We start from the raw sequence: 26,137 nt of genomic DNA, 5'->3' as shown, positions 1-26,137 counted from the left end.
CGCACTGATCGCACGGCTGTCGTACGATCTGTCCAGTGACGCGCAATGGCTACTCTCGCGAGGTTTCAATTGACTCGAGAACCTCTATCCGCGTATGGAGTTCGAGGTGATCCAGGGCGACATCGCTGTACAGTCCGCCGACGCACTCGTCAACGCGGCCGGAACGAACCTGCGAATGGGGTCGGGCGTCGCCGGTGCGCTTCGACGCGGTGCAGGCGAGGAGATCAATCGCGCGGCGATGGAGAACGGTCCCGTCGATCTGGGTTCGGCTGCGGTTACGGACGCCTACGATCTCGAGGCCGACTACGTCGTTCACGCGGCCGCCATGCCACACTACGGCGACGGGAAAGCGACCGCGGCGAGCGTTCGCGACGCGACCCGAAACGCGCTCGAGCGCGCCGACGAACTCGGCTGTCGGTCGATCGTGATCCCGGCACTCGGCTGTGGCGTAGCCGGATTCGACCTCGAGGCGGGTGCCGAAATAATCGGTGAGGAGATCGGTCGATACGAGCCGAACTCCCTCGAAGACGTGCGGTTCATCGCCTACAGCGACGAGGAATACGAGACGATTTCTACCGCAGTCCGAGGTGCTACTGGTTCTGCGGATACGGCGGAGTCGGTGAGTGCCACCGAATCCGAGGAGACGACGGGGTCGAACCCATAGCGTGTATCGATCGAATCGTCAGGACAGGGAGAGACCGCGTATCTCGACCGACGACCCCTCTTCGACGCGTCCGATGATCCGTCCGTCCGTTTCGGCTGCGAGTTTCTCCGCCTGTGCGTCGGGGAGGGAAACGACGAAGCCGGTTCCCATGTTGAACGTTCGGTGCATCTCCTCGTCGGTGACGCTTCCTTCTTGCTGGACGAACTCGAAGATCGGCTGTGCGGGGAACGGATCGTCGACGACGTATTCGAACTCACCCATCCGGAGCAGATTCGTCAGGCCGCCGCCCGTAACGTGTGCCGCCGCGTGAACGCCGTGGTCGCGCATCGACTCGAGCAGATCAGTGTAGATCCGCGTCGGCCGGAGCAGTTCCTCCCCGATCGTTCGTTCGGGATCGAGCGGGAAGGTGTCGGTGTAGTCGTGATTTCGCGTGACCGCCTCGCGGGCGAGCGTGAGCCCGTTCGAGTGGATCCCGTTCGACGGAAAGCCAACGAGTGCGTCGCCTTCGTTTGCCTTCCCCGCGAAGATCTCGTCTTTGGTCGCGAGACCGACGCAGGTGCCCGCCAGATCGAATCCCTCGACGACTTCCGGCATCACCGCCGTCTCGCCGCCGAGCATCGTCAGATCTGCTTGCTCGAGGCCGACGGCGAGTCCCTCTCCGATCTGGTTCGTTAGCGCTTCGTCGGGTTCGTCGATCGCGAGATAATCGACGAACCCGACCGGTTCGACGCCGGCTGCCACGAGATCGTTGACGTTCATCGCGATACAGTCGATGCCGATCGTCGAGAAGTCCCCGATCGCTTCTGCGACCAGAAGCTTCGTCCCGACGCCGTCCGTCGCGAGCGCGAGGTACCGATTCCCGATGTCGATCACTCCGGCGTACTCCGTCCGCAGGTCGCTTCCGAACGCCTCGAGCAGCGCCGCGGTCGCGTCTTCGCTCGCCTCGATATCGACCCCGGACTCGGCGTAGGTGAGCCGATCGCCGTCGCCCTCGCGTCCGTCGTCCGCTGAATCGGTCATGTGCGAACGACCGCGTGGGTCGAGCAAAAGACCACCGGTCCCGGACGACGCGACGGGGACGGCGGAGCGGCGGACAGTAATACCCAGCGCTCGGGTTCGAAACCGGTCACCAGAATCCGAAGAGGAAGACGAACCCGCCCAGTACGAGCAGGCTCAGACCGAAGACGAGGACGAAGACGGGCGTGTTCCACTCGAGGACCGTCTTTCCGTCGAGCGGACCGAAGGGGATCATGTTGAACGCGGCGAGAAAGAGGTTGATCAGCACCCCCATGTGTCCGATCAGACCGATGTAGCCCCCGAAGAGCATCATCGGGAAGAAAAGGAGTGCGAGCAGATGATTGGTCACTGGACCGGCAACCGCGATCATCGCGTTCTCCTTTATGGTGATTCGTCCCCGGTGGTAGACCGCGCCGGGTGCGGCGAAGAGAAACCCAATCAGGGCGCTCATGACTGCCAGAAATAACATCTTGTAATCGGCTCGGAACTCGGCGATCTGGCCGTACTCGATCGCGACGACCTTGTGGGCGAGTTCGTGCAACAGAAAGGCAACGCCAACGGTCACGAAGCTCATGCCGACCATTGTCGCGAAGAACGTGAGATCGGTACCAGCGCTCCGGTGGATCGGTGCGAACAACAGCGCGAAGGCGACGCTCAGCGTGATCCACGCCAGAGCGAGATCGAACAGCTCTCTGTCGCTGAACGTCAGTTCCGGCTCGGGCTGGCGACCGACGCGAACGCTCATGCGATCACCGAACGAATCAGCTCGAGGCTGTTTTGGGCACCCTGGATCAACTCGCCCATGAGCGCATCGACGCCGCCGATCTCGGGTGCGAGCCACGGCAAGACGACGAACGGGAAGAGGAACGTCCCGATCATGCTACCGACGTTGGTGAGCGCGACGATCATGATGAGCCGAAACAGCGGCACGTCGAACATATCCTCGACGGCCTCACCGATCGGTCGCTCCGTGTCACCGACGATTTCGTTGAGCGTCTGGACGTCACGGACGTTCACCGGGCGGTACTTGAGCTCGACGTAGCCGACGAACCAGCCCGGCGCTAACAGCGGATTGATGCTGGTCAGCCACGCCACCGATCCGCCGACTCCCGCACTGGCCCAGCGTGCGCCTGCCAGTCGTGCAAGCGTGAACGCGAAGATCCCGTTGAACAGGAACCAGGCCGCAAAGAGCTGGAGGAGGAAGGTGTTTCTGACTCCCGCCATGATCAACAGGAAGAAAAAGCCGAGGAAGCCGACCATAACCAGATAGCCGAAGATCTTCAACGGCGAGAAGCGCCGGCCCGAGGCGGTTCCGGTCAGCGACTCCATCTGTGGCAGCGTCGATGGCTTCTCGAGGTAGCGTTCGATGCCGGCTTTGTGTCCCGCGCCGACGACGGCCAACACGTCGTAGCCCTGCTGGCGGAGTTCGTGGAGGTTGTGTGCGATGTAGGCGTCGCGTTCGTCGATCAGCGCGTTCGCCCCGCGCGGGCTGAACTGCCGGAACTCCTCCATCATCGCCGCGACGACGTCGCCGTCGGTCATCTCCTCGATGTCGATTTCCTCGACGTCGTCGACGTCACCGCTTAGAACGTCGAGCACCAGACCGAGGACCGCTCCGCCGAGAACGCCGAGTCCGAGTCCGGCGATCACGCCAGCGCCGCCGCGGATCGAGTAGATCCCGGCGGTCTCGAACCGTCCGGCGGAGAACGGTCCGACGAACGTCTCGGTCGCGACCAGAGCGAGACAGGCCGCGATACCGACCCCAACGCCGGCGAGAATCCGCATCGTGAACCCGTTTATAAAACCGCCAGTGTAGCGCTCGGTGGACTCGAGCGTGGGAAGAAAGAGCAAGCCGACGAAGGCACCGACGAGGGCACCGATGCCGACGGCTCCGATGTACTGGTGGGTTGTCGTCGCGGTGATCCCGAAGAGAAGCGTCTCCTCGAGCCCGAGTAAGGGCGCGAGAAAGACGGTAACGACGGTGCCAAGCAGTATACCGGCGACGGCACCGAGCGTAAGTCCGATCGTTCGGGGGTCGGTAATCCCGAGCGCGAGTCCGCCGACCATCTTGAGTTTCTCGACGACCGATAACCGCCGCCAGAACCGCTGAATCGTGACCTGAATATCCCGGTCGACGAGGGCAACGCCGCTTCCGTTGCGCTCTGCGGCCTCGATTCCGGCTCGCATGTCGGCACCGGGTTCGATATCGAATTTTTCCCCGAGACGCGACTGGACGTACGAGAGCATCCAGTAGGCCAGAAACTGAAAGACGGTGTTCCCCGATAGAAGGTCCTTGGCCTCGATGTCGTCCGGGGTTCCACCCTGCATCTGGCGGTACCGACCCTCGTCGAGTTCGACGGCGACGACGTCGGGCTGTTCCCGGTCGACGGCCTCGTGAACGTCGTCGACGCTCGCCTTCGAGACGTGTGCCGTCCCGAGAACGTGAACCGACCCCTGCTCGCGCTCCGGCGTCTCAGGGGGCGTGGGTACGTCGGCGTCGCCTGCATCGCTCATTAGGACAGAACACTCGGCCGCGACTTTTACCAGTATCGAACTGGGTGATCGAGCCCGACTCGACAGCCACCGGAGATGGGGAGGGACTCGAGTCAGGCTCGACGACAAGACTGATCTTCGTCCTTCCGAAAGTCGCCGTATGACCGATCTCGTCGAGACGCTGGTCGAAAACCGAGAGATGGTTCAGCCCAACCACGCGAACATGCTGGAGGTCGCCCACGGCGGCAACGTGATGAAGTGGATGGACGAGGTCGGCGCGATGTCAGCGATGCGCTTTGCCGGAGAAACCTGCGTCACCGTCCGAGTCGATCGTATGGACTTCGAACGGCCAATTCCCGTCGGTGATACGGCGTACATTACGGCCTACGTCTACGACGCCGGGACCTCGAGCGTTCGCGTCCGGCTCGTCACCGAACGCGAGGACCTGCGGACAAGAGAGCGCGAGAAGACGACCGAATCGTACTTCGTCTACGTGGCGATCGACGACGACAACCGACCGACGTCGGTTCCCGAGTTGACAACCGGGACGAAAGAGGGCGAACGGCTCCGAACGAAAGCGCTCGAGGGAAACGGAACGTAGCGTCGCCTGAGCCTGCTCGAGCTACGTGGTCTCGTCCGTTGCAGCACGGATAGTTCCGCTGATCCGCTCGACGCGTACGCCGACGGGAACGCCGTCGATTTCGTCGATGCAGGCGAGTGCTGCTCGTGCCGGTTCGGTCCGTCCGTGACGGACCCTGACGATAGCCGTCCCGGTCGCGTTCTCGAAGTCGAATCTGACGACCGAGAGGTCGGCGTGGGCACTCCCCGGATCGCCGAGCAGGTTCTGTCCCGCGTACCAACACTCCCGCTGGAACGACCGTCTGTCGACGGCGTCTCCCGGCCACGTCTCGAGGGAGACAACGAGGTATCGCCACCGGGGACGCAGGTGTTTCGGAAGGTGTTTCATTCGTCTCCGGACGGCCGGGACCGTTCAGCGACGAGCACTCCGACCAGATCGTGGACCCGTTCGACGGCCGTCAGCGAAAAGCCGGCGTCAGTGACGGCGTCGGCGAGGATACCGACGGTCGCCGGATCGTCGACGACCGGCGAGTAAAACGAGGTATCCGAATCCGGCTCGTCGAAGAACATGATGTCACCCAGGACGAGTTTTTCCGCGCCGAGAGCCGCGATAACCGAGATCGCCTCGCGTTTCTCGTCGTCCGAGAGGTGGTGCATCGCGAAGTTCGACGTGACGATGTCCACGCCCGACGTCTCCGACGACTCGAGGTCGACCTCGGGCTCGCGGAAGGTTCCGTACCCGAACTCGACGTTCTCGAACCCGCGGTCCGCCGCTTTCGTCTCGGCTTTTTCCATCATTCCCTCGCTGATGTCGCGGCCAACGACGAGGTCTGCGTCGGGCGCAAGCGCAAGCGCGATGGCCCCGGTTCCGGTTCCGAGATCGAGAACGACATCGTCGTCGCCCGGCGTGGCGTGTTCGATCACCAGATTCGCACAGGCGCGATACTCCGCTGATTTCTCGTCGTCGTAATCGCTTGCCTGTTCGTCGAACCGAGCGGCGTGTTCCTCAATTGTCCGCTTCATATCTCCCTCGTTCGACCCCGGGCTCAATGAACGACTCGGACTGGATCCGACGATTTCGGGTTGCGATTCGCCCCCACTCGTCGAGTCCGTCCTCGACGAACGTCGACGAGAGGCCGATCGCATCACCGAGTGCACGGAGCTCTCGCGGCGCGCGAAGCGCCAGGTGAGAGAACGGGTCCGCGCTTACGACGTACGGGACGTCGTAGTAGTCGACGATCTCCGCGAGCTTTCGAAGCGACTGGATGACCCGAACCCGGTGGCCACCGTGGTCTCGCAAGACGTCCGCGAGCGAGAACTCGAGTCGAACGCCGTTTTCGACGGCGGCTTTCGCCATGACGTGATTGACGTCGCCGCCGTTGGCCATCGGATGGGCGAGCACGTCGACCTTCTCGTTTTCGACCGCGAAGCGGTTCAGGTCGTTCGTTCCGCCCTCGACGACGACGATCGTCTCGTCGGTCCGGAAGTTTCCCACTGCGCCGCTTGCGTGCTGTGGATTCTCCGCACGAATCTCGACGCCCCGAACGATGTCAATATCGTGCTCCGCTCGGAGCTCGGTCGCATCGTAGCTCGCTCGAGCGTTCGAGTGATTTCGCACGACCACGCCCTCGAAGCCGTACGCAGCCGCCGTCTCAACGAGCGTCGCGACCGTGCTCTCTCCGTCGGGCTGAGCGTGGACGGCCTCGTACATACACGACTCGTTGCGTGGCGCTTACTTGGGGCTTGCGTCATCCCCAGTCTCAGTTGATAGTCGGCGCCGTCCCGGTTTCACTCCGATCGAGACAGTACGCTCCGTCGAAACGATTTGTACGCGAAAGAACGCCGAGTTCAGTTGAGGATGCTCTGTGCAACCGTCGCGAGCTGTCCGTTGTCAGCCTCGCGAAGGCGATCGTCACCGATTTTGAGCCGAAGTCGCGGTCGACCGACGTCGATCGGAACCTTCTCGGTGTCGATCAGGCCCATATCCTCGAGCTTCGTCTTCGTACGCGAGAACGTCGCTTTGGAGGCGATCCCCACGTCTTCGCCCCACTTGCTGATGTCGTAGAGCAACGCTTCGTTTTTCGCGGCGACGAGCAGCGAGATCGTGACTTCGTCGAGACCGTCGCCATCGCCGCGAGCGGTCTCGAGCGAGTTGAGGATCGCCGTAAAGTCGTCTTCTGCATCCGGACTGATCTCGTCTGCGAGCGTCTCACGAACGTCCGTAATCGGTGGCGTTCGAAGGTTGTACGACGCTGCGTCGTCCCAGCGGTTCGTGTAGGTGTCGTACGTATCCTCGACGAAACTCTCCTCGTCGGTGACGAGCCCCCCGACTCGGTCACCGGCGTGGACGACCGCGATAACGCGGTCTTCGGTTACCAACAGCGAGTTTTCCGGAGCCTGCTCGATCGTTCGAAGCGAGAGCGTTCCGTCCGCGATGAGGTCGGCGGCGTTCGAGGCGACGATGAAGTCGTCCATGACGTCTTTTAACGTTCGCTCGTCAGCGAGCATGTGAACGGACGGGACCGCTCCGTCGAACGACGTTGCAACGGTAACGAACTCTTCGATAGCCTCCCGTGAGGGGTTGACCATGTAGACGTCTCCACGTGCGTCCTCGAGAACCGACTCGAGGATATCGTCAATCTGGTGATTGAGTAAATTCGAGGTCATGCCTATACACAAGTAAACGGACCCACATCACTTAATTTTGCTGGCCGTTCTCACACCAGAAGTTCTCGTACCGATGGCTGACGGTAATTTTTGTCCGAAATTGACTTGCTTTGTCGATGAATCGAACAATCGTTTGACGCGTGCGTTCCGCTCACATTGTTCGGATCATAGACAGATATCTTACAATAATTATATATCCTCGTTATTGTATTGCAGTATCGTATGGGTGTGAGCTGTGATCGATTCCAATGGGGTCTGATCGAATCAATCGATAACCAGTGGCAGTCACCATCGGAAGAGCCACACTGGATCGGCCGACAGACGATGCGTGCAACGCGAGTTAGCACGTACGGTGGACCGTAGCTCTCCCGATCGTCACGTCTCGAACCAGCCTTACCGCCGCAGACAGCGTAGTCAGCCGAGGCTATCCGTGCGTCTGTCAGAAACCGGGATCTTCCCTGCTCGTGTGCTGGCGCTCGCTGGAGAGAAAAGGTCCGCCATCGACGGCGTGACACCTGTCGAGCACTCGCAGTGTCTCGATACCTTTTTGCTGGTTGCCCCGGAGAAACCTTCAGTGAGAAGAGGAATGGTAACGGAACGTCTCGCGCTATATCGTGATCGGATTCGGCGCGAGCTTACAGCCGCGTTTCGGGAAGAACACACGCCACATCAGGTCGCCTCGAGTTTCGCCATCGGTATCTTCGTCACGGCAATGCCTACCGGTGGTCTCGGAATCGGCCTTTTTTTCGTCCTCGTCTCGATGTGGTCGTGGATTAGCAAGCCCGCGATATTCGCGTCGATTGCGGTACTCAACCCCCTCGTCAAACCGGGAGTCTACCTCGCGAGCTTTCAAGTCGGTGCGACGGTCCTCGGAACGGATCCCGTCCCCATCGGTGAGGACTTGACTGAAACCGCACGGGACGCAATCCATCAGCTGCTCGTCGGTAATCTGGTGATCGCTGCCGGACTGTCACTAACGGGGTACGCTCTCGTCTTGCATCTCACTCGAGTCAATCGTCGACGAACACCGACCGTCGATAGTTAGTGACCGCTGTCCGGACACCGCTTCTACGCCGTTTACAAGCGGTATAGGAGAATTCACCGGGGCTTGATCCCGAGGTGATTCACGGCGCGGGCGATGTCATGCATTCGGTTCTTGATTCCTCCCGAACAGATCTGATCGAGATCCAGCAAACATTTATGAACAGGCGATCAGTTTGCGTTACTCATGAATCGAAGAGACGTCATAGCTGGGATCGGTGCGACAGGTATCGCAGCGCTGTCCGGATGTCTCGGCGTCCTCGGACTGGACGAACACGTCTCATCACCAGCGGGTGTCGAACCATCGATTAGCGACGACACGGGCTACGAACAGACGGACGTCGACTCGGTCGTCGTCGAGCGCGAACTCTCGCTCGGACCACTGACGGAGGAAGTCGTCGCTGAAAACTACCTGACCGAGTACGAGAAGTCCGTCGAGATGGGTGTTCTCGGAGAACAGCGAGGTGCCGTTTTCACCGTTCTCTCGACACCGAAAGTCGACGTTCTCGGACGAGAGTTCAATCCCGTCGAGGAGATGTCGGCCGGCGAACTCGTCGAACTGATCGAGAGCAACTACGACGACATTGGTGACGTCTCGCTCGAGGACGAGCGGTCCGTCTCCATACTCGGGGAGTCGACGCCGCAGTCTCGTTTTTCGGCGGAAGCCGCGTTCGACGGAACGACGGTCGACGTCGATCTTCACGTCACCGAAGCGGTCTCGGCGGGTGAGGATCTGATCGTCACGATCGGCGTCTATCCGGAACAACTGCGCTCCGGGGAGTCCGACAACGTTCGGGCGCTCGCGGAAGCCGTCACGTCGTCGCTCGAGGAGGGCGAGCCGGCCGATGACGATGACACTGACGACGACGGATCTTCGGACGACGGCGGGGACGGCGACGACGGATCTTCGGACGACGGCGGGGACGGCGACGATGACGGGATCAACATCGGCTCAGTGAGCTAGCGGAGTCGGCGATTTCGACGGTTCGGATACCGCGACGGCTGGAGCGTTCGCTTCGATCGGGTCGGAAAGATACGCGGCTCAGAGCCAGTACGCGAGGAGGACGACGCCGAGGCTTGCAACGACCAGCCCTGTTCCTTTCGTCACTCGAATCCGGTCGGTCCCGCTGATCGCGTCGTCTTCGACCGGCGTCATGCCCTGGCGATGCTGCGCCGCGACGATCGCTGGCGCGTACCGAACGCCGGCCAGACCGAGAGCCACGAGTCCGACGCCCGCGATTGCGACGAATATCGCACTACGTGAGCCCGAGCTCTCGCCCGATAACCAGATGTTGAATCTCGCTCGTACCCTCACCGATCTCCATGAGCTTCGCGTCCCGGTAGAACCGCTGGGGTGCGAAATCGGTCGTATAGCCGTATCCGCCCAGAACCTGAACAGCGTCCTCGGCTACCTCTCGAGCCGCCTCGCTCGCGTCGAGCTTGGCGAGTGCGGACTCTCGAGTGACCGGCCGTCCGGCGTCGGCGGTTCGTGCGGCTCGGCGCGTGAGCAGCCGTGCTCGCTCGGTCTTGCGGTGCATATCGACGATCTTGTCTCGGACCGCGTCGAACGACGAGATCGGCTGCCCGAACTGCTCGCGCTCTAAACTGTACTCTCTGGCGTGCTCGTAGGCCCCCTGGGCTAGCCCCGTCGAGAGCGCCGCGATCGAGATTCGACCACCGTCGAGCGTCGTTTTGGTCTGTTCCCACCCGTCGCCAACCTCTCCGAGCAGTCGATCCGGCGGGAGCCGAACCTCCTCGAGGTGAATCTCACAGGTCGGTGAGGCGTTGAGTCCCATCTTCTCCCAGATCGTCGTTACCTCGAAGCCGTCGTCCTCGCGCGGATCGACGATGAACGTCGAGATTCCGTCGTAGCCAGCTTCGGGATCGGTGACGGCCTTGACGAGAATCGAACCGGCCTCCGAGGCGTTCGTGATGAACTGTTTGGTTCCGTCGAGAACCCACTCGTCACCGTCTCGTTCGGCGGTCGTGCTCATGTCGGACGCATCGGATCCACTTTCGGGCTCGGTCAGCGCCCAGCCACCCAGGTGTGTCCCCTCGGCGAGCGGCCGCAACCATCGTCGCTTCTGTTCCTCGGTCCCGAAGCGCTCGAGTGGTTTCGAGGCGAGCGAGACGTGTGCGACGTACGAGAGCCCGATCGAACCCGAGACGCGACCGAGTTCCTCGGCAACCAGCGAGTACATGAGCGTATCGCCACCGAGACCACCGTACTGCTCGTCGATCGGGACTCCCATCATGTCGAGCTCCGCGAGCTGGTCGAAGATTTCCGTCGGGAACCGATGTTCGTCTTCGATCTCCTGTGCGACGGGCTCGATCTCCGTCTCACAGAAGTCCCTGACGGTCTCCTGGATCATTCGGTGTTCGTCAGGCAACTCGAGATCCATACGGAACACTCGCCGGCACGCGGAATAAACTCACCGCCGGATCACGGTCCAGCCCGACCCGATCCGGTCGAGACCACCGACGACGGGACGGAATCGCCTACCAGCCGCGGTCGTCGCGGTCGTCGCGGTCGTCGCGGTCGTCGCGATCATCCCTGTCGCTTCCGCCGTCCGAGTCATCCCAGTCGCTCCCAGTGTCCGGATCGTCCCAGTAGCTCGAGGAGTCGCTGTCCGTGTCGTCCCAGGTTGCGGTGTCGTCGGATTCGTCACCGTCCCAGCGGTCGTCGTCGTGAGCCGGTTCGTCGCGATCGATCGGCGCTCCGCCATCTCCTCGGACCGCCGCTCGCTGTTCCGGGATGAGATCGAGCTCTGCGTCCGTGTCTCCGAGTATCAACAGTGCGTAGTACTGGAAGTACGATCGGATCGGCGTTTCGATGAGCGCAACGACGAGCAGCATGATCAGCCCCGCGACGATACCGACCGGAACCGCGAGCCAGAGTCCGAGTTCACCGAGCGTGAGCAGCCCGAAAATCACGATCACGAACGGGATCGCGATGACGATGATGGCAAAGAGGATGAGAATTCCGGCGGCGAAGCTGACGACGAGCTGGAGGATCCACACCAGGATCAGGTAGACGACGTACTCCGACCAGTTCGCTTTGAACGTCGAGAGGAACCGGCTCCAGCCGCTCAGGACGCCACGTGACTCGAGGAGCATGATCGGGGCGACGAACTCGGAGGTAAAGCGCATGACGACGGCGTAACCGAGGTAGACGACGACGCCAACCAGAAGTAACAACAGCACGCTCCCGAGGATCGCTTCGGTGCTCGAGGCGTTGAGAACGACGAGTACGGTGGGAACGGCGACGACCGCGAAGGCGAACAGTCCGATGAGCAGCCGAAATCCGAACAGTCGGAGGCCTCTCCCCAGATTCGCTCTGACGTACCGTCTGATGTGTACCTCCTTCGAACGGAGGGATTCGATGAAGACGAACTCCATGATCGCTGCGAGCACCTGAAAGAGCAACCACAGCGCCAGTAACACCAACAGGACCGCCCCGACGATGAGCAACACGTCTTCTGGAATCGCATCGACACCCTCGTCGACTCCGTCGACGGGGACGTCGTCACCGAACATGCTGACGTCACCGGTCGGGACGCCACCACCCATTCCCATTCCGCCGACGAAGAACACGACGATGGCGAGTTTGAGCCACAGTTTCGCCCGGATCGGTAACAGGAGGTCTCGCGTCACGTCGATCGCGTCGCTGAGGTCGTCAACGGAGTGCATACTCACGAGGTATGGTCGCATCGTTGAAAATAATTCTGTTCTGACGTTCGACTGATCGTCGTCGACGACCTCGCTCGAGCGAGACGTTTCGATGGCGACACTTCGGGACGCATTTAACTTCGAAGCGCGTCTCTTCGGCGTATGGATATCCGCCAGCTCGCTCGAGGCACCGTCGAGTGGGAACGTATCGAGCGCGTCGTCCGCTCGCTGGCGGACCGCCACGACCGCGATGTCGTCCGCGTCGAGTTTCTCGAGGCGGACAACTGGCTGTCGACACCGTGTGTCATCGACGACGAGTGGTTCGTCAAGATCGTCTCCCGGCAGAACGCGCTCGTACACGCGCTCTTGACGACCGGACGAAACGTCGGTGCCGTCTCCTCGGGAACCGGCGGGTTCTTCGATCGGTTCGACACGCCACGGGAGATGGTCGAACACGAGTACGAAGCGACCGAGCGAATGCGTTCGATCGGTGTCAACGCCCCCCGGCCGATCGAAGCCTTCGAGGTGAACGGCCTGGGCGTCCTCGTCCTCGAATACCTCCCCGAATTCGAATCCCTGGAGTCGGTTTCCGACAGCGTCGTCGAGCAACGGTCGCCCGAGCTGTTCGAGATGCTTTCGAGCCTTCACGAAAACGGGCTCGCTCACGGCGACCTGCGAGCCGAGAACATCCTGTTCTGTGACGGCGAGCTCTACTTCATCGACGCTACGAGCGTCCACGAGGACCGGGTCTCGGAGACGACCGCCTACGATCTGGCCTGTGCACTGGCCGTCCTCGAGCCCCGAATCGGTCCTCGAGCGGCCGTTCAGGCGGCGTCGTCGGCCTACGGACCATCCGAACTCCTCTCGGCTCGCCGATTCCTCGATTTCGTCAGGCTTCGTCCAGATCACGAGTTCGATTCGACCCGACTTCGGAGCGAACTCGAGAAGGCGGCGGACCTCGGCCGGCGATAATCCGACGTCTCGAGCGATCCGTCGGCCGATTGGACGAGCGATTCGACGCGTCGTATCGTGGCCAGTGTGTCCGACCACCAGTGCTTTTGATCGCGTCGGTCGTATACGTCACTATGGGCCAGCAAGCCACCGAGCGGAGTCACGGTCACTACATCGGCGGCGAGTGGACCGACGGTCACGGCTCCGAGACGTTCGAAAGCGAGAACCCGGCGACCGGCGAGACGCTGGCGAAGTTTCGGCGCGGGACGACCGCGGACGTCGAGACCGCGCTCGAGGCGGCCGACTCGGCGTTTGAGGAGTGGCGGTCGCTGTCGTACATCGACCGGGCGGAGTACCTCTGGGATATCTACCACGAGCTTCGCGACCGTCACGACGAGCTCGGAGAGATCGTCACCAAAGAGTGCGGAAAGGAGCTCTCGGAGGGGAAAGCCGACGTAACCGAGGCCTGGCACATGGTCGAGTGGGCGGCGGGCAACGCTCGCCATCCACACGGTGACGTCGTTCCCTCGGAGGTCGCGGGCAAGGACGCCTACATGCGTCGCAAACCTCGCGGCGTCGTCGGCTGTATCACCCCCTGGAACTTCCCGGTCGCGATCCCGTTCTGGCACATGGCGATCGCGCTGGTCGAGGGAAACGTCGTCGTCTGGAAGCCCGCCGAGCAGACGCCGTGGTGTGGCCAGATCATCGCGGAGATGATGGCGGACGCCGGCGTTCCCGAGGGCGTCTTCAACATGATCCAGGGCTTTGGCGACGCGGGTGCCGCAATCGTGGACGACGACCGCGTCGACACCGTCCTCTTTACCGGCTCGGCGGAGGTCGGCCACGGGATCGCGGACGCCGTCGGCGGTGAACCGGGAAAACTGGCCGCCTGCGAGATGGGGGGCAAAAACGGTATCGTCATCACCGAGGAGGCGGATCTCGAGACAGCCGTCCACTCGGCGGTCGTGTCGAGTTTCAAGACGACCGGCCAGCGCTGCGTCTCTTCCGAGCGACTGATCGTTCACACGGACGTCTACGACGAGTTCAAAACCCGATTCGTCGACCTCGCTACCGACGTCGTCGTCGGCGATCCGCTCGAGGAAGGGACGTTCATGGGACCGGCGATCGAAGCCGCCCACGTCGAGAAGATCCGCGAACACAACGACCTCGCCCGTCAGGAGGGGGCGAACGTGCTGGTCGATCGATTCGAACTGCCCGACGAGGAGATTCCAGACGGACACGAAGCGGGTCACTGGGTCGGCCCGTTCGTCTACGAAATCGAGTACGACTCCGAGCTTCGCTGTCTGACCGAGGAGTGTTTCGGCCCTCACGTCGCACTCATCGAGTACGACGGCGGTATCGAACGAGCGCTCGAGATCCACAACGACACACCGTACGGTCTTGCCGGCGCGATCATCTCGGAGGACTACCGCCAGCTCAATCACTTCCGTGACCGGGCGGAGCTCGGACTGGCGTACGCGAACCTTCCGTGTATCGGTGCCGAGGTCCAGCTCCCCTTCGGCGGCGTCAAAAAGTCCGGCAACGGCTACCCCTCGGCGCGGGAAGCCATCGAGGCGGTGACCGAACGAACGGCCTGGACGATGAACAACTCCACGGAAATCGAAATGGCACAGGGACTCTCCGTCGACCTCTTCGCTCGAGAGGAGCGATCCGACAATCGAGAGGAGTGATTCGTGCCGTCGTCTGTCTGAGCGTTCGGCTTCACGGTCGGGACTCGACGGCCGAAACGGCGAGACGAGGAGACGGGAGTGGATGGCTCGTTCCCGGGAAACGAGCCAGCGACGGGCCGGAGCGACGTTTCTGCCGGCATAGACGTGAAAAGCGCCTTCTACCGGCGATTCTACCGAATACGTCTCGAGGTAAAAAGTCAGCGGTCGCCCGTCACGGCCTGCGGATCTCCGCCGGCTGTCCGTCGCCCGGACCGGTTAGAGTCGTCGGTCGCGCAACGACGGAAACTCGGTTCGGACGTCGGCGACCGCTTTCGGATCGACCTCCGCCGTGACCAGCGCCGGCTCGTCGCCACTCGAGGCGCGACTTACCCCCCACGGATCGTACACCGTCGACCGCCCGAGTAGCGTGGCGTCGTCGAACGCTCCCGATCCGTTGATCGTCGCGACGTAACACTGATTTTCGATCGCGCGCGCCCTCGAGAGCGTGTGCCAGTGCTCGAGTCGAGGATAGGGCCACGCGCTCGGGACGAGGACGAGTTCGACGCCAGCATCGACCAGCCGACGATACAGGGTCGGAAACCGCAGATCGTAACAGGTCGTCACGCCGACGGTAACTCCTCCGACCGTGGCGGTTTCGATCGTTTCGCCGGGAACGAGCAGTTCCGATTCCGCCGACTCGTAGCCGAAGAGGTGGTGTTTTCGGTAGACGAGGCGTCGGTCGCCGTCGGCGTCGAACAGCACCGCGGTGTTGGCGAGCCCGTCCGCTGCCGGCGTCTCGACGCTATCCGTCGCGGCGAGGTCCTCGACGATGGTTCCCGCGAGGACCGCGATTCCGGCATCGCCGGCCGCCTCGCTCACTCGGGAAAGCGTCTCCCCCTCGATCGCCTCTGCATACCGGCCGTACAGGTCGAACGCGAAGTAGCCCACCGTGAACAGTTCGGGGAGTGCAACCAGATCGGCGCCTCGAGACGCCGCGTCCTCGATCGCCGCGATCGCTCGCTCGAGGTTGTCCTCGAGCGCTCCCGCCTCGATGCGTATCTGTGCAAGCGCGATCTGTCGCGAACTCGGTCGATCCGTCCCGTCGACCGTGTCGATCCCGTCCGGCATCGGCGTCAGTCCTCCTCGGCCGTCCGCAGGTCGCGCTCGAGAGCCCGTCGCAGGTTCTCGAGTTCGTCGTCGAGGTTGCGCTTGAAGAACGTCTCGACGCCGGGGAGTTTGCCGTCGACGACGAAGTGGTTCTCGAGACGAGCGCCGGTCGCCGTTTCGCTGACTCGGTGTTCACCCGTGACCTTTAGGACGTTCGATCTGCCGACGAACTTAACGTACTCCGGCGGCCGCCGAACGACGTCCTCGGTTTCGACGGCGACGGTCCGCCGAACGAACGGGATCGGTAGCTCGACGTGCCACGTCGTCTCACGCCCATCCGGACCGGTAGTCGTGTATCGATCTACCACACTGATCGCCCGGGCGCGGTTCGCGGGATCGGCGATGAACTCCCAGACCCGCTCGGGCGAGGCCCGAAGCTCGAACGAACGGTCGACCCGTACAGTCATGGCTCTATCTGAGTCGGTGGCGGGTAAAAAGGCGGTGGACCCTGGACGCGGCTTCCTCGAGAACGAGGGTTCGTTCCCGACCAGCGATCGGATGGCGTACTCAGCTAATGGTGACTTTCCACGTCGTCGAGCGGGCGCGTCCCCACTTCTCGATATCGACGTCGTCCGATTTTTCAGCGAGGTGTGGGAGACGGACGCCTACCTGCTTCGACGAGAGTCCGATCGATTTCGCGATATTCTTCGCTCGGAAGTACCGCTCACCGCGGGCGGCGTTCTCGCGGAGATACGAGAGAATCCGTTGCTCTTCGTCGGAATAGTCGGTCATCGTCCGTACCACGCTATAGGGTGTTCAGAGCCTTAACTGTTTTTCAGGGCAACGGTCCGTTCTGGGCCGCGTAACGGGGACGACGTCCCTCCTCGAGTGGGCGAGCCCGCTTCGCTCGCGGCCGAACAATGATATAGCCGGCACGCCCAGTGTTGGGCAACGGGTGCCAATGTCGAGTTATTACGATCACGCGCAGGTACAGGAGTTCTGGCAGTACGTCTGGGAGCGAGACGACGTCTACGAGCTTCCCGAGGACGCGGACGATCCGACGTACGTCCTCGGAATGTTTCCGTACACCTCCGGAACGCTTCACATGGGCCACGTTCGCAACTACGCGATATCGGATGCGTACGCCAGATACCGACGAATGCGTGGCGACGACGTTCTCCATCCGATGGGATGGGACGCCTTTGGTCTCCCGGCGGAAAACGCGGCCCACGAGCGGGCGAGCGATCCGGAGTCGTGGACGCAGGCGTGTATCCGTCGGATGCGCGAGGAACTCGAGACGATGGGCTTTGGCTACGACTGGTCTCGAGAAGTCACCACCTGTGAGCCCGACTACTACCGGTGGAACCAGTGGCTGTTCACGCGACTCTACGAGGCGGGACTCGTCGAGTACGAGGCTGCGACGGTCAACTGGTGTCCGGACTGTGAGACGGTGCTTGCCGACGCGCAGGTCGAAGAGCGCGAGGTCGGAAGCCGCGTCTGCTGGCGGTGTGAAACGCCGGTCGACCGTCGAGAACTCGATCAGTGGTTCTTTACGATCACCGACTACGCCGAGGAGCTGGCGAGCGGGCTGGACGACCTAGAGGGGTGGCCGGACGGCGTTCGGGAGATCCAGCGAAACTGGATCGGTCGCCAGGAGGGTGCCAGAATCAGCTTCGAGGTGTCGACGCCGGCGGTGACGAGTGCGCCCGACTCCGTCGACGTGTTCAGCACCCGTCCCGAGACGGTCTACGGCGTGAGCTACCTCGCGCTCTCGCCGGGACACGAGCTGGCCCGGGAGCTGGCGGACGGGAACGAAGACGTCGCGGGCTACCTCGAGACGGTTCGCGAGCGGGGGCCCGACGAGGTCGGCTTCTCGGGCGTCCGGACCGAGGCGACGGCAGTCCATCCGATTACCGGCGAGCGGCTCCCGGTTTACGTCGCCGGCTACGTCCTCGAGGACGTCGGAACGGGTGCCGTCATGGGCGTTCCCGGTCACAACGAACGCGACCACGGCTTCGCGCTCGAGCACGATCTTCCGGTCGAGCGCGTAATCGTCCCCGACGACGAGACGTCCGACGAATCTGCGGACGGGTCGTCGCCGTACGTCGGTGAGGGAACGCTCGTGGGAAGTGGCGAGTACGACGGTCTCGAGAGCGAGCGGGCGCGGGAGCGACTGGTGGCGGATCACGCGACGATCGAGTCTGACGTGACCTATCGGCTCCGGGACTGGCTGATCTCGCGCCAGCGGTACTGGGGGACGCCGATTCCGGTCGTCCACTGCGAGGACTGCGGACACGTCCTCGTTCCCGACGAGGATCTCCCCGTGGAGTTGCCGGAGTTCGTCCGAACGACGGGGAACCCCCTGGAGGAACACGACTCGTTTCGTCGCACGGACTGCCCTGAGTGTGGTGAACCCGCACGACGGGAGACGGACACGATGGACACGTTCGTCGATTCCTCGTGGTACTTCCTTCGGTTTCTCTCGCCGGATCTCGAGGACGCGCCGTTCGACACCGAGCGTGCCAACGAGTGGCTCCCAATCGACGTCTACGTCGGCGGCGACGAACACGCGATCTTGCACCTGCTCTACATCCGATTCATGACGCGAGCGCTTGCGGACCTCGGCCTGCTCGAGCACCGCGAACCCGTCGATCGACTCGTCAGTCAGGGGACGGTGCTCTACGACGGCGAGAAGATGTCCACGTCGAAAGGGAACGTGGTCGCTCCCGACGAGTACGGTGCGGAGACGACGCGACTGTTCGTCCTCTCGGCGGCGCATCCGGAACAGGACTTCGAGTGGACCGCGAACAACGTCCGTGGCGTCTACGACCTCCAGCAAACCCTGTATCGGATGGCGACCGGATTCATCGGCGAGACGGACACTCGCGTCGAAAAACGCAGCCACGACGCGTACGTCGAGCGAGAGATCGATCGGACGATCGCTGTGGTGACCGACGAGTACGAGCGGTTTCGGTTTCACCGCGCGGCGACCGAGATCCAAGAACTCGCGCGGCTCCTTCGTCGATATCGGGAGTACGACAGTCCCCACGGGGGAGTCTATCGCCGCGGGCTGCTTTCCCTTGCAGCCATGCTCTCACCGATGGCTCCGCATCTCGGAGAGGAGCTGTGGAACAAGCTCCGAGGGGAGGGACTGGTCGTCGAAGCCGACTGGCCCGAGCCGGAAACCGACGTCACGAACCGCTCTCTCGAGCGGCGACTCGTCGAAACCACGCTCGGTGACGTCCGCGATATCGTCGACGTTGCCGCCATCGACGAGCCCGAACGGATCGAACTGGTGATCGCACCGGAGTGGAAGTACCGTATCAGGAACCTGCTCGACGAACAGGAGTCGTCGGACGTCGACGTCTCAGCGCTCGTCGATCGAGTTCTCGAGGTGGACGAATCGCTCGAGCGCGAGACGGTCGCGGCGGCCGTTGGCGAACTCCTCGGCCGTCGCGAGCGGGCGAGTCCGCCCAATCGGCTCGATGCCGACGAGGAGCGGCGGCTTTTAGAGCAGGCGCAGTGGCTGATCGTCGACGAGTTCGACGCCGACGTCGTCGTCCGCCGGCCAGCGGATGACGAAGCGCTGGGCGAGAAGGCACGGCCCGGAAAGCCCGCGATACGGATCGACTGATACGGATCGTTGTCCCGTTTTACCGGCGATCGCTCGGACGGGACAGCTATCACCGGTAAAGAATCATAACGGACCGTACGAGAGGGTCGCACTCGAGCGACTCGTTCGTTTCGATCCGTTGTGACACTCCGTCGATAACCCAACCCTTCGATATCGAAGGTTTCGAGTGGCGAAACTGCCGAACGATGGGCCCGGAAGGACAGGTTTATTCGATCGGATTCGAAAGTGCCGGGACACATGGAGCGCGGCGGCAATGACGTCGACGAACGGACACAGCGATCGGCCAGTCACGCAGTCGTCGAAGCCGTCGCCAGCGCCGAAGGTGTGCCGACCGATGCGCTTTGTCCACCCGAGTACGAACCGCTCAACTCGGTTATCGATCCGGACGCGCTCGATTCGCTGTTCGCGGATCGACCCGATGGACGGCACCGATCCGGCGGCACCGTTTCGTTCGTCTACTGTGGCTATCGGATTCTGGTCGAACCGAACGGCTCGGTGACGGTGGAGCCGCGGTCCGGACTCGAAGGGTTCGAAGATTCGTAGCGAACAGTAAGACAGATACGGCGTCTCTCCGAGAATCAGATATGGAAACCGCGGGTGCGAGACGACGACTTCGAGAGCGTCCCCTCGGCGTAACGATCGCGTTGACGATCGTCGGCTACGCGCTGGTCATCGGGACGTTCCTCCTCGAGTTACCCATCTATCCGGATCTGACGAACCCACAGATAACGCTCTTTACCCACGCCATTGCGGTGATCAACTCCCTCACGCTTGCGTTGCTCGTCGCCGGCTGGTACTGGATCCGAACCGACCAGGTCGACAGGCATCGACTGGCGATGACGAGCGCGTTCGCGTTGATCCTCCTCTTTCTGGTCGTCTACCTGATCAGGGTCGGTGGCGGGGGCGAAAAGCTGTTCGTCGGCCCCGATTCCGTCTACTACGCGTATCTCGTCATGCTGGCGATTCACATCGTCCTCTCGATCGTGGCCGTCCCCGTCGTTCTCTACGCGCTGATTCTCGGCATCACGCACACGCCGAACGAACTTCGACGGACGCCACACGCTCGAATCGGACGCGTCGCCGCCGGGTCGTGGATCCTGAGTCTGGCTCTCGGAATCGTCACCTATCTGTTGCTCAATCACGTCTACGAGTACGAGTTCAGCGCGGTCGTCGCTCCGCTGCTCTAGGCTCGTCGACGAAACGGTCGACTCGGTTCCGCTGGGCCCCCGCGGAACGCGTAGTTTTACTGTTATCCCATCGAATGGGTCCGTATGTCCTACCGAAAGGTGAACTACGAAGACGTCGATCAGGTCTCGAGCGCGATGCACTTTCTCAGCGATCCGCTCGAGACCGAACGCGTCGGCGTGACGGTCGCCCGGTGTGACCCCGGCTGGATGAGTCAGTCTCACGACCACGCCGACAACGATCACGAGGAAGTCTACGTCCTGATCGAAGGCGAGGCGACGGTCGTCGTCGACGAGGATCCGATCGAGATGGAGACGGGAGACGCGCTCTGGATCCCGCCCGAGTCGACCCGCCAGATCCAAAACGGCGACGAAGAGAGCGCGTTCGTCCTCGTGAGCGCACCGAGCATCGGTGACGACGACGACGAGGGTGGCGAATGGCTGCTCACCGGTTTCGCCGGCTAGCGCGATCCCCACGCTCCGGACTCTCCACCGATGTACTCGAGACACCACGCCGTCACGTCGCTCGTCGTGACGGCAATTCTGGTCTTCTTCCTCCCGCCGATCGACGTCGGTGGCGTCGTCGTCCCGCTCGGTATCGTCGTCGCCTACGGAACCGCTATCGGCGTTTTCATCGACCTCGACCACTTCGTCATCGCCCGTCTCAGGACGGGTGACTGGAACGCACTCCGATTTTGCGTTACACATCCGAGCGCCGCCGTCGTCGATCAGGACCGTCTCTTCGACCGGGGCGACGTCGGTCTTCTCTCGCGACTGCTGAGCCACCTCCTGATCACCGTCGCGGTCGTTTCCGTCGTCGCCGTCGAATCGACTCCGCTCGGGCTCATCACCGGTGTCGTCCTCTACGTCCACATCGTGACCGACGTCGCCTGGGACATTCGTCGGCTCCCGGACGATCTCGAGGACGCTCCGGAGGACGTGTTGAACGCCCTTCGATGACTAGCTCGGCGGGAGGGTCGCCGGCGTTCGTGGCAGTCGCGCACTCTCGCATTCGAACCGTTCTTGCTGACGCTGACGTCAATATCAACGATCTATCTCACTGCCACCGCAGATACGGACTATCCGCGTCGGTTTCGGATCCCGTCCAGTGCGGCGGCTCGAGTCGCGTATCCGATTCCGAGGCTCTCACAGTTCGAACACTCCCAGCGGTACTCTCCTCTGAACCCGCGGATCACGCAGACCTCCTCGCAATCGGGACACCGCCTGTGTCGACGCGACTCGCGAACCCGCTCGAGTATGTCGACGACGGTTCTGTTCTCGTCCATTGCACTCCGCTGTCGATCGGACCCACATAGGTTTTCCCGTTCTCGGCGCTAGCCGGAGTCTCGAGTTCGTCGGCGGAATCTCGCTTCGCTCGTCGCTCGTGCTCGCCGGAAAAACCGATCGATCGGTGGAAAACGGTGGGGATGGGATTTGAACCCATGAGGCTTGACAGCCACCTGCTCTCAAGGCAGGCGCGTTGGGCCGCTCTGCCACCCCACCTCGTCTACCCGTTCCCGGCGCGTTCAAAAAGGGTTATCGGTCTACTCGCGCTCGAGTCGTCCATCCCCTCCGACTGTCAGCCCCAGCTCGTCGACGGCGCGTCCGGTCGCGGTAGCACCCGGACGACCGGCGATCCGGCGAGCCTCGAGCGCGGCGATCGTCGCACAGAGCCCCGACTCCGTCGCGATGGTCGGGACGACGGGTGCGAAGCCGAGATTCAGACCTGCGGCTTCGACCCCCCTCGCGAGCGTCGCGAGCGACGGCGTCGCGTACGCGTCGGTGAAGTCGATCGGGTCGCAGAATCCGGCGAAGTAGACTCGGCCACCGGACGACGGACCGAGAACCGCATCGTAGCGGCGAAGCGACATCGACGCGCTGTCGATCTCGGAGCGCCCGACCAGCGGTGCCGTCGGCTCCAGAACGCCGACGGTTCCCGCATCCTCGCGCTCGAGCAGGTGCGTCACGGTGTTTCCGATCCGCGCCGCGTGACTCGAGCCGACCTGTCGCTCGAATCGGACGTCCTCGACGCTCTCTAACGCGTCCCCGACGAGGGTGCGAACCTCGTCCTCCGGATCGGCGGTCGATCCGCCGGCCTCGTCGGTTTTCGCTCCACCGGTTCCGCCGACCCCGTCGGGAATCGTTCCCTCGTCGCGATAGTTCACCAGCAGGTCGCCACCGCTTGCCGCGGCAGCGCGGAGGACGTCGGTGACGGCGGCCTCGTAGAGGGCGACAGCCTGGGCGTCGGTCAACGGCGTCGTCTCGACCAGCGAAGCGCAGGCGAGGTCCGTTCGCGGCGGAGCGACGGGAACAACCACGATCATGGCCGACAGTCCGCCGCCCCGCCCCTTGAACGCGACGCTTTCTCGTCCGCTGGCGGCGGTCGACGATCACGTTCCCGCTCGAGGCTTCCGGGTGGTGCTTTATGGTGGTCGCCATGGGCCGTACTGCCATGTCCGATCGAACGGCCGTCGTCCTCGCCGCTGGGGAGGGAAAGCGGCTTCGACCGCTTACGCGACACCGTCCGAAGCCGATGCTTCCCGCGGGAGTTCGTCCCATTCTCGAGTACGTCTTCGACGCGCTGATCGACGCGGGGATCACGTCCATCGTGGTCGTCGTCGGGTACAAACGAACCGACGTCCAGTCTCACTTCGGCCCATCGTACCGCGACGTCCCGCTCACGTACGCCGTCCAGGAGAAGCAACTCGGAACCGGTCACGCGGTCCTCCCGGCCGAGCCACACGTCGACGGATCGTTTCTCCTCGTCAACGGCGACCAGGTCATCGACAATCGCATCGTTCGCGACGTCCTCGAGAGACACGCCGCGAGCCGTGCCGTCACGACGATCGGACTCCTGCGACGGAGCGATATCGGTGAGTACGGTGGCGTGTTGACAGATAACGGGACCATCTCCGAAATCGTCGAAGCTCCCCGAGACGATCGGGAGTATCGACTCAACTCGGGCGTCTACGCGTTCGATCAGACGGTTTTCGACGCTATCAGACGAGCGACGCCGCGGGCGGGAGAGCACTTGATCGTCGACGCGATTGAGGGACAGATCGAGTCGGGCGACTCCGTCGTCGGCGTCGAATCGGACGGCTTCTGGGCGGACGCGACCTATCCGTGGGATCTGCTCGAAGTCGCTGACCTGATCGTCGAAACCGATTCGCGAGTCGACGACGTGGATCTCACGTCGACGCGGGTCCACGAGTCGGCGGCGCTCAGGCCGCCGATCGTCGCCGCACCGGGCTGCGAAATCGGGGCGGGAGCGGTCGTCGGACCCGACGTCTGTCTCGGTGCGAATACGACGGTCGGCTCGAACGCCGTCGTCGAGCGGTGCGTCGTCGACGCTGACGTGCGAGTCGGCCAGGGCGCGACGCTCCTAGACTGCGTCATCGGACGCGGCGTCCACATCGGGGCCGGAACGGTCGTCCCCGGCGGTCCGGGCGACGTACGTATCGGGGACCGGATTTTCGAGGATCGTCGTCTCGGTGCGCTCTTCGGCGATCGCGTCGAGGACCGCGGAGCAACGCGATACGCGCCGGGTTCGATCGTCGGTTCGGATGCCGTCGTTCGAACCGGCTCGATCGTCAGCGGACGCAACACCGGACGAACGGAGGTCGGCCACTGATGTGCGGAATCATCGGGTACGTCGGCTCCGGACGACAGCCGGCGCAGGAGGTCCTGCTCGACGGGCTCGAGCGACTCGAGTACCGCGGCTACGATTCGGCCGGTATCGCGGTCGCCAACTCGACGCTCGACGTCCACAAGAGATCCGGCGAGCTCTCGGCGCTCGAGAACTCGCTCGCTGACCGGGAGTTCAACGGAGCCGTCGGCATCGGACACACCCGCTGGAGCACGCACGGCTCCCCGTCCCACGAAAACGCACATCCACACACCGACTGTGAGGGTCGAGTCGCGGTGGTTCACAACGGTATCATCTCGAACGCGGACGCGCTCCGGGCGGAACTCGTCGAGGCGGGACACCGATTCGAAAGTGAAACCGACACCGAAGTGGTCCCCCACCTGATGCGGGTGTTCCTCGACGACGGAGCCGAGCCCGAAGCGGCGTTCGAACGGGCGCTCGACCGGCTCGAGGGGAGTTACGCGATCGCCGCCGTCGTTGCGGATTCGGACGCGATCTACGCCTCGCGAAGACAATCCCCGCTGGTGGTCGGCCTGGGGGAAAAAGAACGCTACCTGGCGAGTGACGTGCCGGCGTTCATCGAGCACACGGATCGGGTGATCTATCTCGAGGACGGACAGTTCGTTCGACTCACTCCCGGGAACGTCGCCGTCACCGACGGCAACGGTTCGCTCGTCGATCCCACCGTCGAATCGATCGACTGGGATCCGGCGGACGTCGGGAAAAGCGGCTACGACCACTATATGCTAAAGGAGATCTACGAGCAACCACGCGCCGTTCGGCAGTGTACGAGGGGGCGAGTGACGGAGATGGCCGGCTCACTGGAGCTGTCGGAGCTTCCCGCTTCCGTCCGCTCCGGGACGGATCGCGTACAGCTCGTCGGCTGTGGGACGTCGTTTTACGCGATGCAGTACGGTGCCTCGCTCCTGTGCGAACACGGGATTCCAGCCCAGCCGTTCGTCGCGAGCGAGTACGACGCCGACTCGATTCCGATCGAACCCGACACGCTCGTCGTCGCCGTCACCCAGAGCGGCGAGACGGCGGACACGCTCGGCGCGCTCAGAGCCGCGAACCGGGCCGGTGCGACGACGCTCGCCGTGACGAACGTCGTCGGAAGCTCGGCGGCCAGGGAGTGCGACGCCGCCGTCTACATCCGTGCCGGACCCGAGATCAGCGTCGCGGCCACGAAGTCCTTCGCCAGCCAGCAGGTCACGCTCGCGATGATCGCCTCGGTTCTGGCCGAGCGCCAGTCCCAGCCGTTCCTCGGGGCGCTTCGCGACCTTCCGTCCAGGATTCAACACGTCCTCGACACCTCGAGCGCCCGGCACGTTGCTGAAGAGATCGTCGACGCCGACGCGTACTTCTTCGTCGGCCGCCGGTACCAGTACCCCGTCGCTCTCGAGGGGGCCCTGAAGATGAAAGAGATCACGTACGAACACGCGGAGGGGTTCGCCGCCGGCGAGTTGAAACACGGCCCGCTCGCGCTGGTGACCCCCCGGACACCCGTGGTCGCGCTCGTCACCGGCAGCGAGGACGTCGTCGACAGAACCCTCGGCACCGTCAGAGAAGTGGAGGCGCGCGGCGCTCCCGTCGTGGCCGTTACGACGTCGTCGGCTCCCGTCGAACCCGTCGCGGATTACGTCCTCGAGGTGCCGGAAACCCACCGACACCTCGTTCCGATCCTGACGAACGTTCAGCTACAGCTGCTCGCGTACTGGACGGCGGACCTGCTCGGACGACCGATCGACAAGCCGCGGAACCTGGCGAAGAGCGTGACGGTCGAGTGACGGTGCGAGTCCCACGGCCAGGTGGGAT

Annotated in this window: 27 protein-coding genes, 1 tRNA gene and 1 pseudogene; 13 read left to right on the top strand and 16 right to left on the bottom strand. The window is 63.1% G+C overall.

Features of this window, described 5'->3' with window-relative positions:
• Nucleotides 1-94: 94 nt before the first annotated feature.
• Complete coding sequence (locus EA462_RS09570) at nucleotides 95-664, top strand: macro domain-containing protein (RefSeq protein ID WP_124178341.1); 570 nt, start codon at nucleotides 95-97, stop codon at nucleotides 662-664.
• Nucleotides 665-682: 18 nt separating this feature from the next.
• Here the strand turns inward: EA462_RS09570 and purM are convergent, their stop codons facing one another.
• From purM to EA462_RS09555, 3 genes are all read right to left on the bottom strand, one after another.
• On the bottom strand, nucleotides 683-1,684 hold the full coding sequence (purM, locus tag EA462_RS09565; protein ID WP_124178340.1) for a phosphoribosylformylglycinamidine cyclo-ligase: 1,002 nt from the start codon (nucleotides 1,682-1,684) through the stop codon (nucleotides 683-685).
• A 106-nt stretch (nucleotides 1,685-1,790) separates the two neighbouring features.
• Nucleotides 1,791-2,426: a metalloprotease gene (locus tag EA462_RS09560; protein WP_124178339.1), complete on the bottom strand. Its 636-nt coding sequence runs from the start codon at nucleotides 2,424-2,426 to the stop codon at nucleotides 1,791-1,793.
• Nucleotides 2,423-4,195 (bottom strand): TraB/GumN family protein, encoded by a 1,773-nt coding sequence (locus EA462_RS09555; protein WP_124178338.1) that lies wholly within the window; start codon nucleotides 4,193-4,195, stop codon nucleotides 2,423-2,425. Before EA462_RS09555 ends, EA462_RS09560 begins: the two co-directional genes overlap by 4 nt.
• Nucleotides 4,196-4,334: 139 nt before the next feature.
• Here EA462_RS09555 and EA462_RS09550 point away from each other — a divergent pair, with 139 nt between their 5' ends.
• Nucleotides 4,335-4,775, top strand: a complete 441-nt coding sequence (locus EA462_RS09550; protein WP_124178337.1) for an acyl-CoA thioesterase — start codon at nucleotides 4,335-4,337, stop codon at nucleotides 4,773-4,775.
• A 33-nt stretch (nucleotides 4,776-4,808) separates the two neighbouring features.
• Here EA462_RS09550 and EA462_RS09545 read toward each other — a convergent pair.
• From EA462_RS09545 to tbsP, 4 genes and pseudogenes are all read right to left on the bottom strand, one after another.
• A pseudogene (locus tag EA462_RS09545) lies at nucleotides 4,809-5,141 on the bottom strand (Rpp14/Pop5 family protein); the annotation flags it as partial.
• Complete coding sequence (locus EA462_RS09540) at nucleotides 5,138-5,776, bottom strand: class I SAM-dependent methyltransferase (protein WP_124178335.1); 639 nt, start codon at nucleotides 5,774-5,776, stop codon at nucleotides 5,138-5,140. The pseudogene EA462_RS09545 and the gene EA462_RS09540, both read right to left, overlap by 4 nt.
• Nucleotides 5,760-6,464 (bottom strand): RNase P subunit p30 family protein, encoded by a 705-nt coding sequence (locus tag EA462_RS09535; protein WP_124178334.1) that lies wholly within the window; start codon nucleotides 6,462-6,464, stop codon nucleotides 5,760-5,762. The genes EA462_RS09540 and EA462_RS09535 overlap by 17 nt, the downstream gene beginning before the upstream one ends.
• Before the next feature lie 137 nt (nucleotides 6,465-6,601).
• Nucleotides 6,602-7,420 carry a transcriptional regulator TbsP gene (tbsP, locus tag EA462_RS09530; RefSeq protein ID WP_124178333.1) on the bottom strand — a complete coding sequence of 273 codons (819 nt, stop codon included), beginning with the start codon at nucleotides 7,418-7,420 and terminating at the stop codon, nucleotides 6,602-6,604.
• Nucleotides 7,421-8,006: 586 nt separating this feature from the next.
• Between tbsP and EA462_RS09525 the strand changes: the two genes are divergently transcribed.
• Both EA462_RS09525 and EA462_RS09520 read left to right on the top strand, forming a co-directional pair.
• Nucleotides 8,007-8,465 (top strand): DUF2062 domain-containing protein, encoded by a 459-nt coding sequence (locus EA462_RS09525; protein WP_124178467.1) that lies wholly within the window; start codon nucleotides 8,007-8,009, stop codon nucleotides 8,463-8,465.
• Nucleotides 8,466-8,648: 183 nt separating this feature from the next.
• Entirely contained in the window at nucleotides 8,649-9,425 is a 777-nt protein-coding gene (locus EA462_RS09520; protein WP_124178332.1) for a DUF6517 family protein, read from the top strand.
• A 78-nt stretch (nucleotides 9,426-9,503) separates the two neighbouring features.
• Here the strand turns inward: EA462_RS09520 and EA462_RS09515 are convergent, their stop codons facing one another.
• From EA462_RS09515 to EA462_RS09505, 3 genes are all read right to left on the bottom strand, one after another.
• Nucleotides 9,504-9,683, bottom strand: a complete 180-nt coding sequence (locus EA462_RS09515) for a hypothetical protein (protein ID WP_243641390.1) — start codon at nucleotides 9,681-9,683, stop codon at nucleotides 9,504-9,506.
• A gap of 34 nt (nucleotides 9,684-9,717) precedes the next feature.
• On the bottom strand, nucleotides 9,718-10,863 hold the full coding sequence (locus EA462_RS09510; RefSeq protein ID WP_124178331.1) for an acyl-CoA dehydrogenase family protein: 1,146 nt from the start codon (nucleotides 10,861-10,863) through the stop codon (nucleotides 9,718-9,720).
• 97 nt (nucleotides 10,864-10,960) lie between these two features.
• Entirely contained in the window at nucleotides 10,961-12,151 is a 1,191-nt protein-coding gene (locus EA462_RS09505) for a DUF7544 domain-containing protein (protein WP_124178330.1), read from the bottom strand.
• Between the two features lie 141 nt (nucleotides 12,152-12,292).
• Here EA462_RS09505 and EA462_RS09500 point away from each other — a divergent pair, with 141 nt between their 5' ends.
• Together EA462_RS09500 and EA462_RS09495 are read left to right on the top strand one after the other, a co-directional pair.
• On the top strand, nucleotides 12,293-13,102 hold the full coding sequence (locus EA462_RS09500) for an RIO1 family regulatory kinase/ATPase domain-containing protein (protein ID WP_124178329.1): 810 nt from the start codon (nucleotides 12,293-12,295) through the stop codon (nucleotides 13,100-13,102).
• A 113-nt stretch (nucleotides 13,103-13,215) separates the two neighbouring features.
• Nucleotides 13,216-14,772, top strand: coding sequence for an aldehyde dehydrogenase family protein (locus EA462_RS09495; protein WP_124178328.1), 1,557 nt, complete (start codon nucleotides 13,216-13,218; stop codon nucleotides 14,770-14,772).
• 255 nt (nucleotides 14,773-15,027) lie between these two features.
• On the opposite strand, the gene EA462_RS09490 is transcribed toward EA462_RS09495, so the two are convergent.
• From EA462_RS09490 to EA462_RS09480, 3 genes are all read right to left on the bottom strand, one after another.
• Complete coding sequence (locus tag EA462_RS09490) at nucleotides 15,028-15,879, bottom strand: nitrilase-related carbon-nitrogen hydrolase (protein WP_124178327.1); 852 nt, start codon at nucleotides 15,877-15,879, stop codon at nucleotides 15,028-15,030.
• A gap of 5 nt (nucleotides 15,880-15,884) precedes the next feature.
• A complete protein-coding gene (locus EA462_RS09485) occupies nucleotides 15,885-16,325 on the bottom strand; it encodes an SRPBCC family protein (RefSeq protein ID WP_124178326.1) in 441 nt (146 codons plus the stop codon).
• Nucleotides 16,326-16,425: 100 nt separating this feature from the next.
• Nucleotides 16,426-16,650, bottom strand: a complete 225-nt coding sequence (locus tag EA462_RS09480) for a DUF7123 family protein (RefSeq protein ID WP_124178325.1) — start codon at nucleotides 16,648-16,650, stop codon at nucleotides 16,426-16,428.
• A gap of 169 nt (nucleotides 16,651-16,819) precedes the next feature.
• Here EA462_RS09480 and leuS point away from each other — a divergent pair, with 169 nt between their 5' ends.
• The 5 genes from leuS (at nucleotide 16,820) to EA462_RS09455 (ending at nucleotide 21,636) form a co-directional block, all read left to right on the top strand.
• A complete protein-coding gene (leuS, locus tag EA462_RS09475) occupies nucleotides 16,820-19,492 on the top strand; it encodes a leucine--tRNA ligase (protein ID WP_124178324.1) in 2,673 nt (890 codons plus the stop codon).
• 237 nt (nucleotides 19,493-19,729) lie between these two features.
• On the top strand, nucleotides 19,730-20,035 hold the full coding sequence (locus EA462_RS09470) for a HalOD1 output domain-containing protein (protein WP_124178323.1): 306 nt from the start codon (nucleotides 19,730-19,732) through the stop codon (nucleotides 20,033-20,035).
• Between the two features lie 41 nt (nucleotides 20,036-20,076).
• Entirely contained in the window at nucleotides 20,077-20,679 is a 603-nt protein-coding gene (locus EA462_RS09465) for a DUF420 domain-containing protein (protein WP_124178322.1), read from the top strand.
• An 84-nt stretch (nucleotides 20,680-20,763) separates the two neighbouring features.
• Entirely contained in the window at nucleotides 20,764-21,141 is a 378-nt protein-coding gene (locus EA462_RS09460; RefSeq protein ID WP_124178321.1) for a cupin domain-containing protein, read from the top strand.
• A gap of 30 nt (nucleotides 21,142-21,171) precedes the next feature.
• Nucleotides 21,172-21,636, top strand: coding sequence for a hypothetical protein (locus tag EA462_RS09455; protein WP_243641389.1), 465 nt, complete (start codon nucleotides 21,172-21,174; stop codon nucleotides 21,634-21,636).
• 119 nt (nucleotides 21,637-21,755) lie between these two features.
• Here EA462_RS09455 and EA462_RS09450 read toward each other — a convergent pair whose 3' ends face one another.
• The 3 genes from EA462_RS09450 to EA462_RS09440 all read right to left on the bottom strand — a co-directional run bounded on the left by EA462_RS09450 (nucleotide 21,756) and on the right by EA462_RS09440 (nucleotide 23,000).
• Nucleotides 21,756-21,962 carry a hypothetical protein gene (locus EA462_RS09450; protein ID WP_124178320.1) on the bottom strand — a complete coding sequence of 69 codons (207 nt, stop codon included), beginning with the start codon at nucleotides 21,960-21,962 and terminating at the stop codon, nucleotides 21,756-21,758.
• 133 nt (nucleotides 21,963-22,095) lie between these two features.
• A tRNA-Ser gene (locus tag EA462_RS09445) sits at nucleotides 22,096-22,179 on the bottom strand.
• A gap of 41 nt (nucleotides 22,180-22,220) precedes the next feature.
• A complete protein-coding gene (locus EA462_RS09440; RefSeq protein ID WP_124178319.1) occupies nucleotides 22,221-23,000 on the bottom strand; it encodes a hypothetical protein in 780 nt (259 codons plus the stop codon).
• Between the two features lie 128 nt (nucleotides 23,001-23,128).
• Between EA462_RS09440 and EA462_RS09435 the strand changes: the two genes are divergently transcribed.
• Both EA462_RS09435 and glmS read left to right on the top strand, forming a co-directional pair.
• Nucleotides 23,129-24,307: a sugar phosphate nucleotidyltransferase gene (locus tag EA462_RS09435; RefSeq protein ID WP_124178318.1), complete on the top strand. Its 1,179-nt coding sequence runs from the start codon at nucleotides 23,129-23,131 to the stop codon at nucleotides 24,305-24,307.
• Nucleotides 24,307-26,109: a glutamine--fructose-6-phosphate transaminase (isomerizing) gene (glmS, locus tag EA462_RS09430; protein ID WP_124178317.1), complete on the top strand. Its 1,803-nt coding sequence runs from the start codon at nucleotides 24,307-24,309 to the stop codon at nucleotides 26,107-26,109. Before EA462_RS09435 ends, glmS begins: the two co-directional genes overlap by 1 nt.
• Nucleotides 26,110-26,137: the final 28 nt, after the last annotated feature.

Source organism: Natrarchaeobius halalkaliphilus (genome assembly GCF_003841485.1).
GTDB lineage: Archaea > Halobacteriota > Halobacteria > Halobacteriales > Natrialbaceae > Natrarchaeobius > Natrarchaeobius halalkaliphilus.
This window is presented reverse-complemented; position numbering and strand designations above follow the sequence as displayed.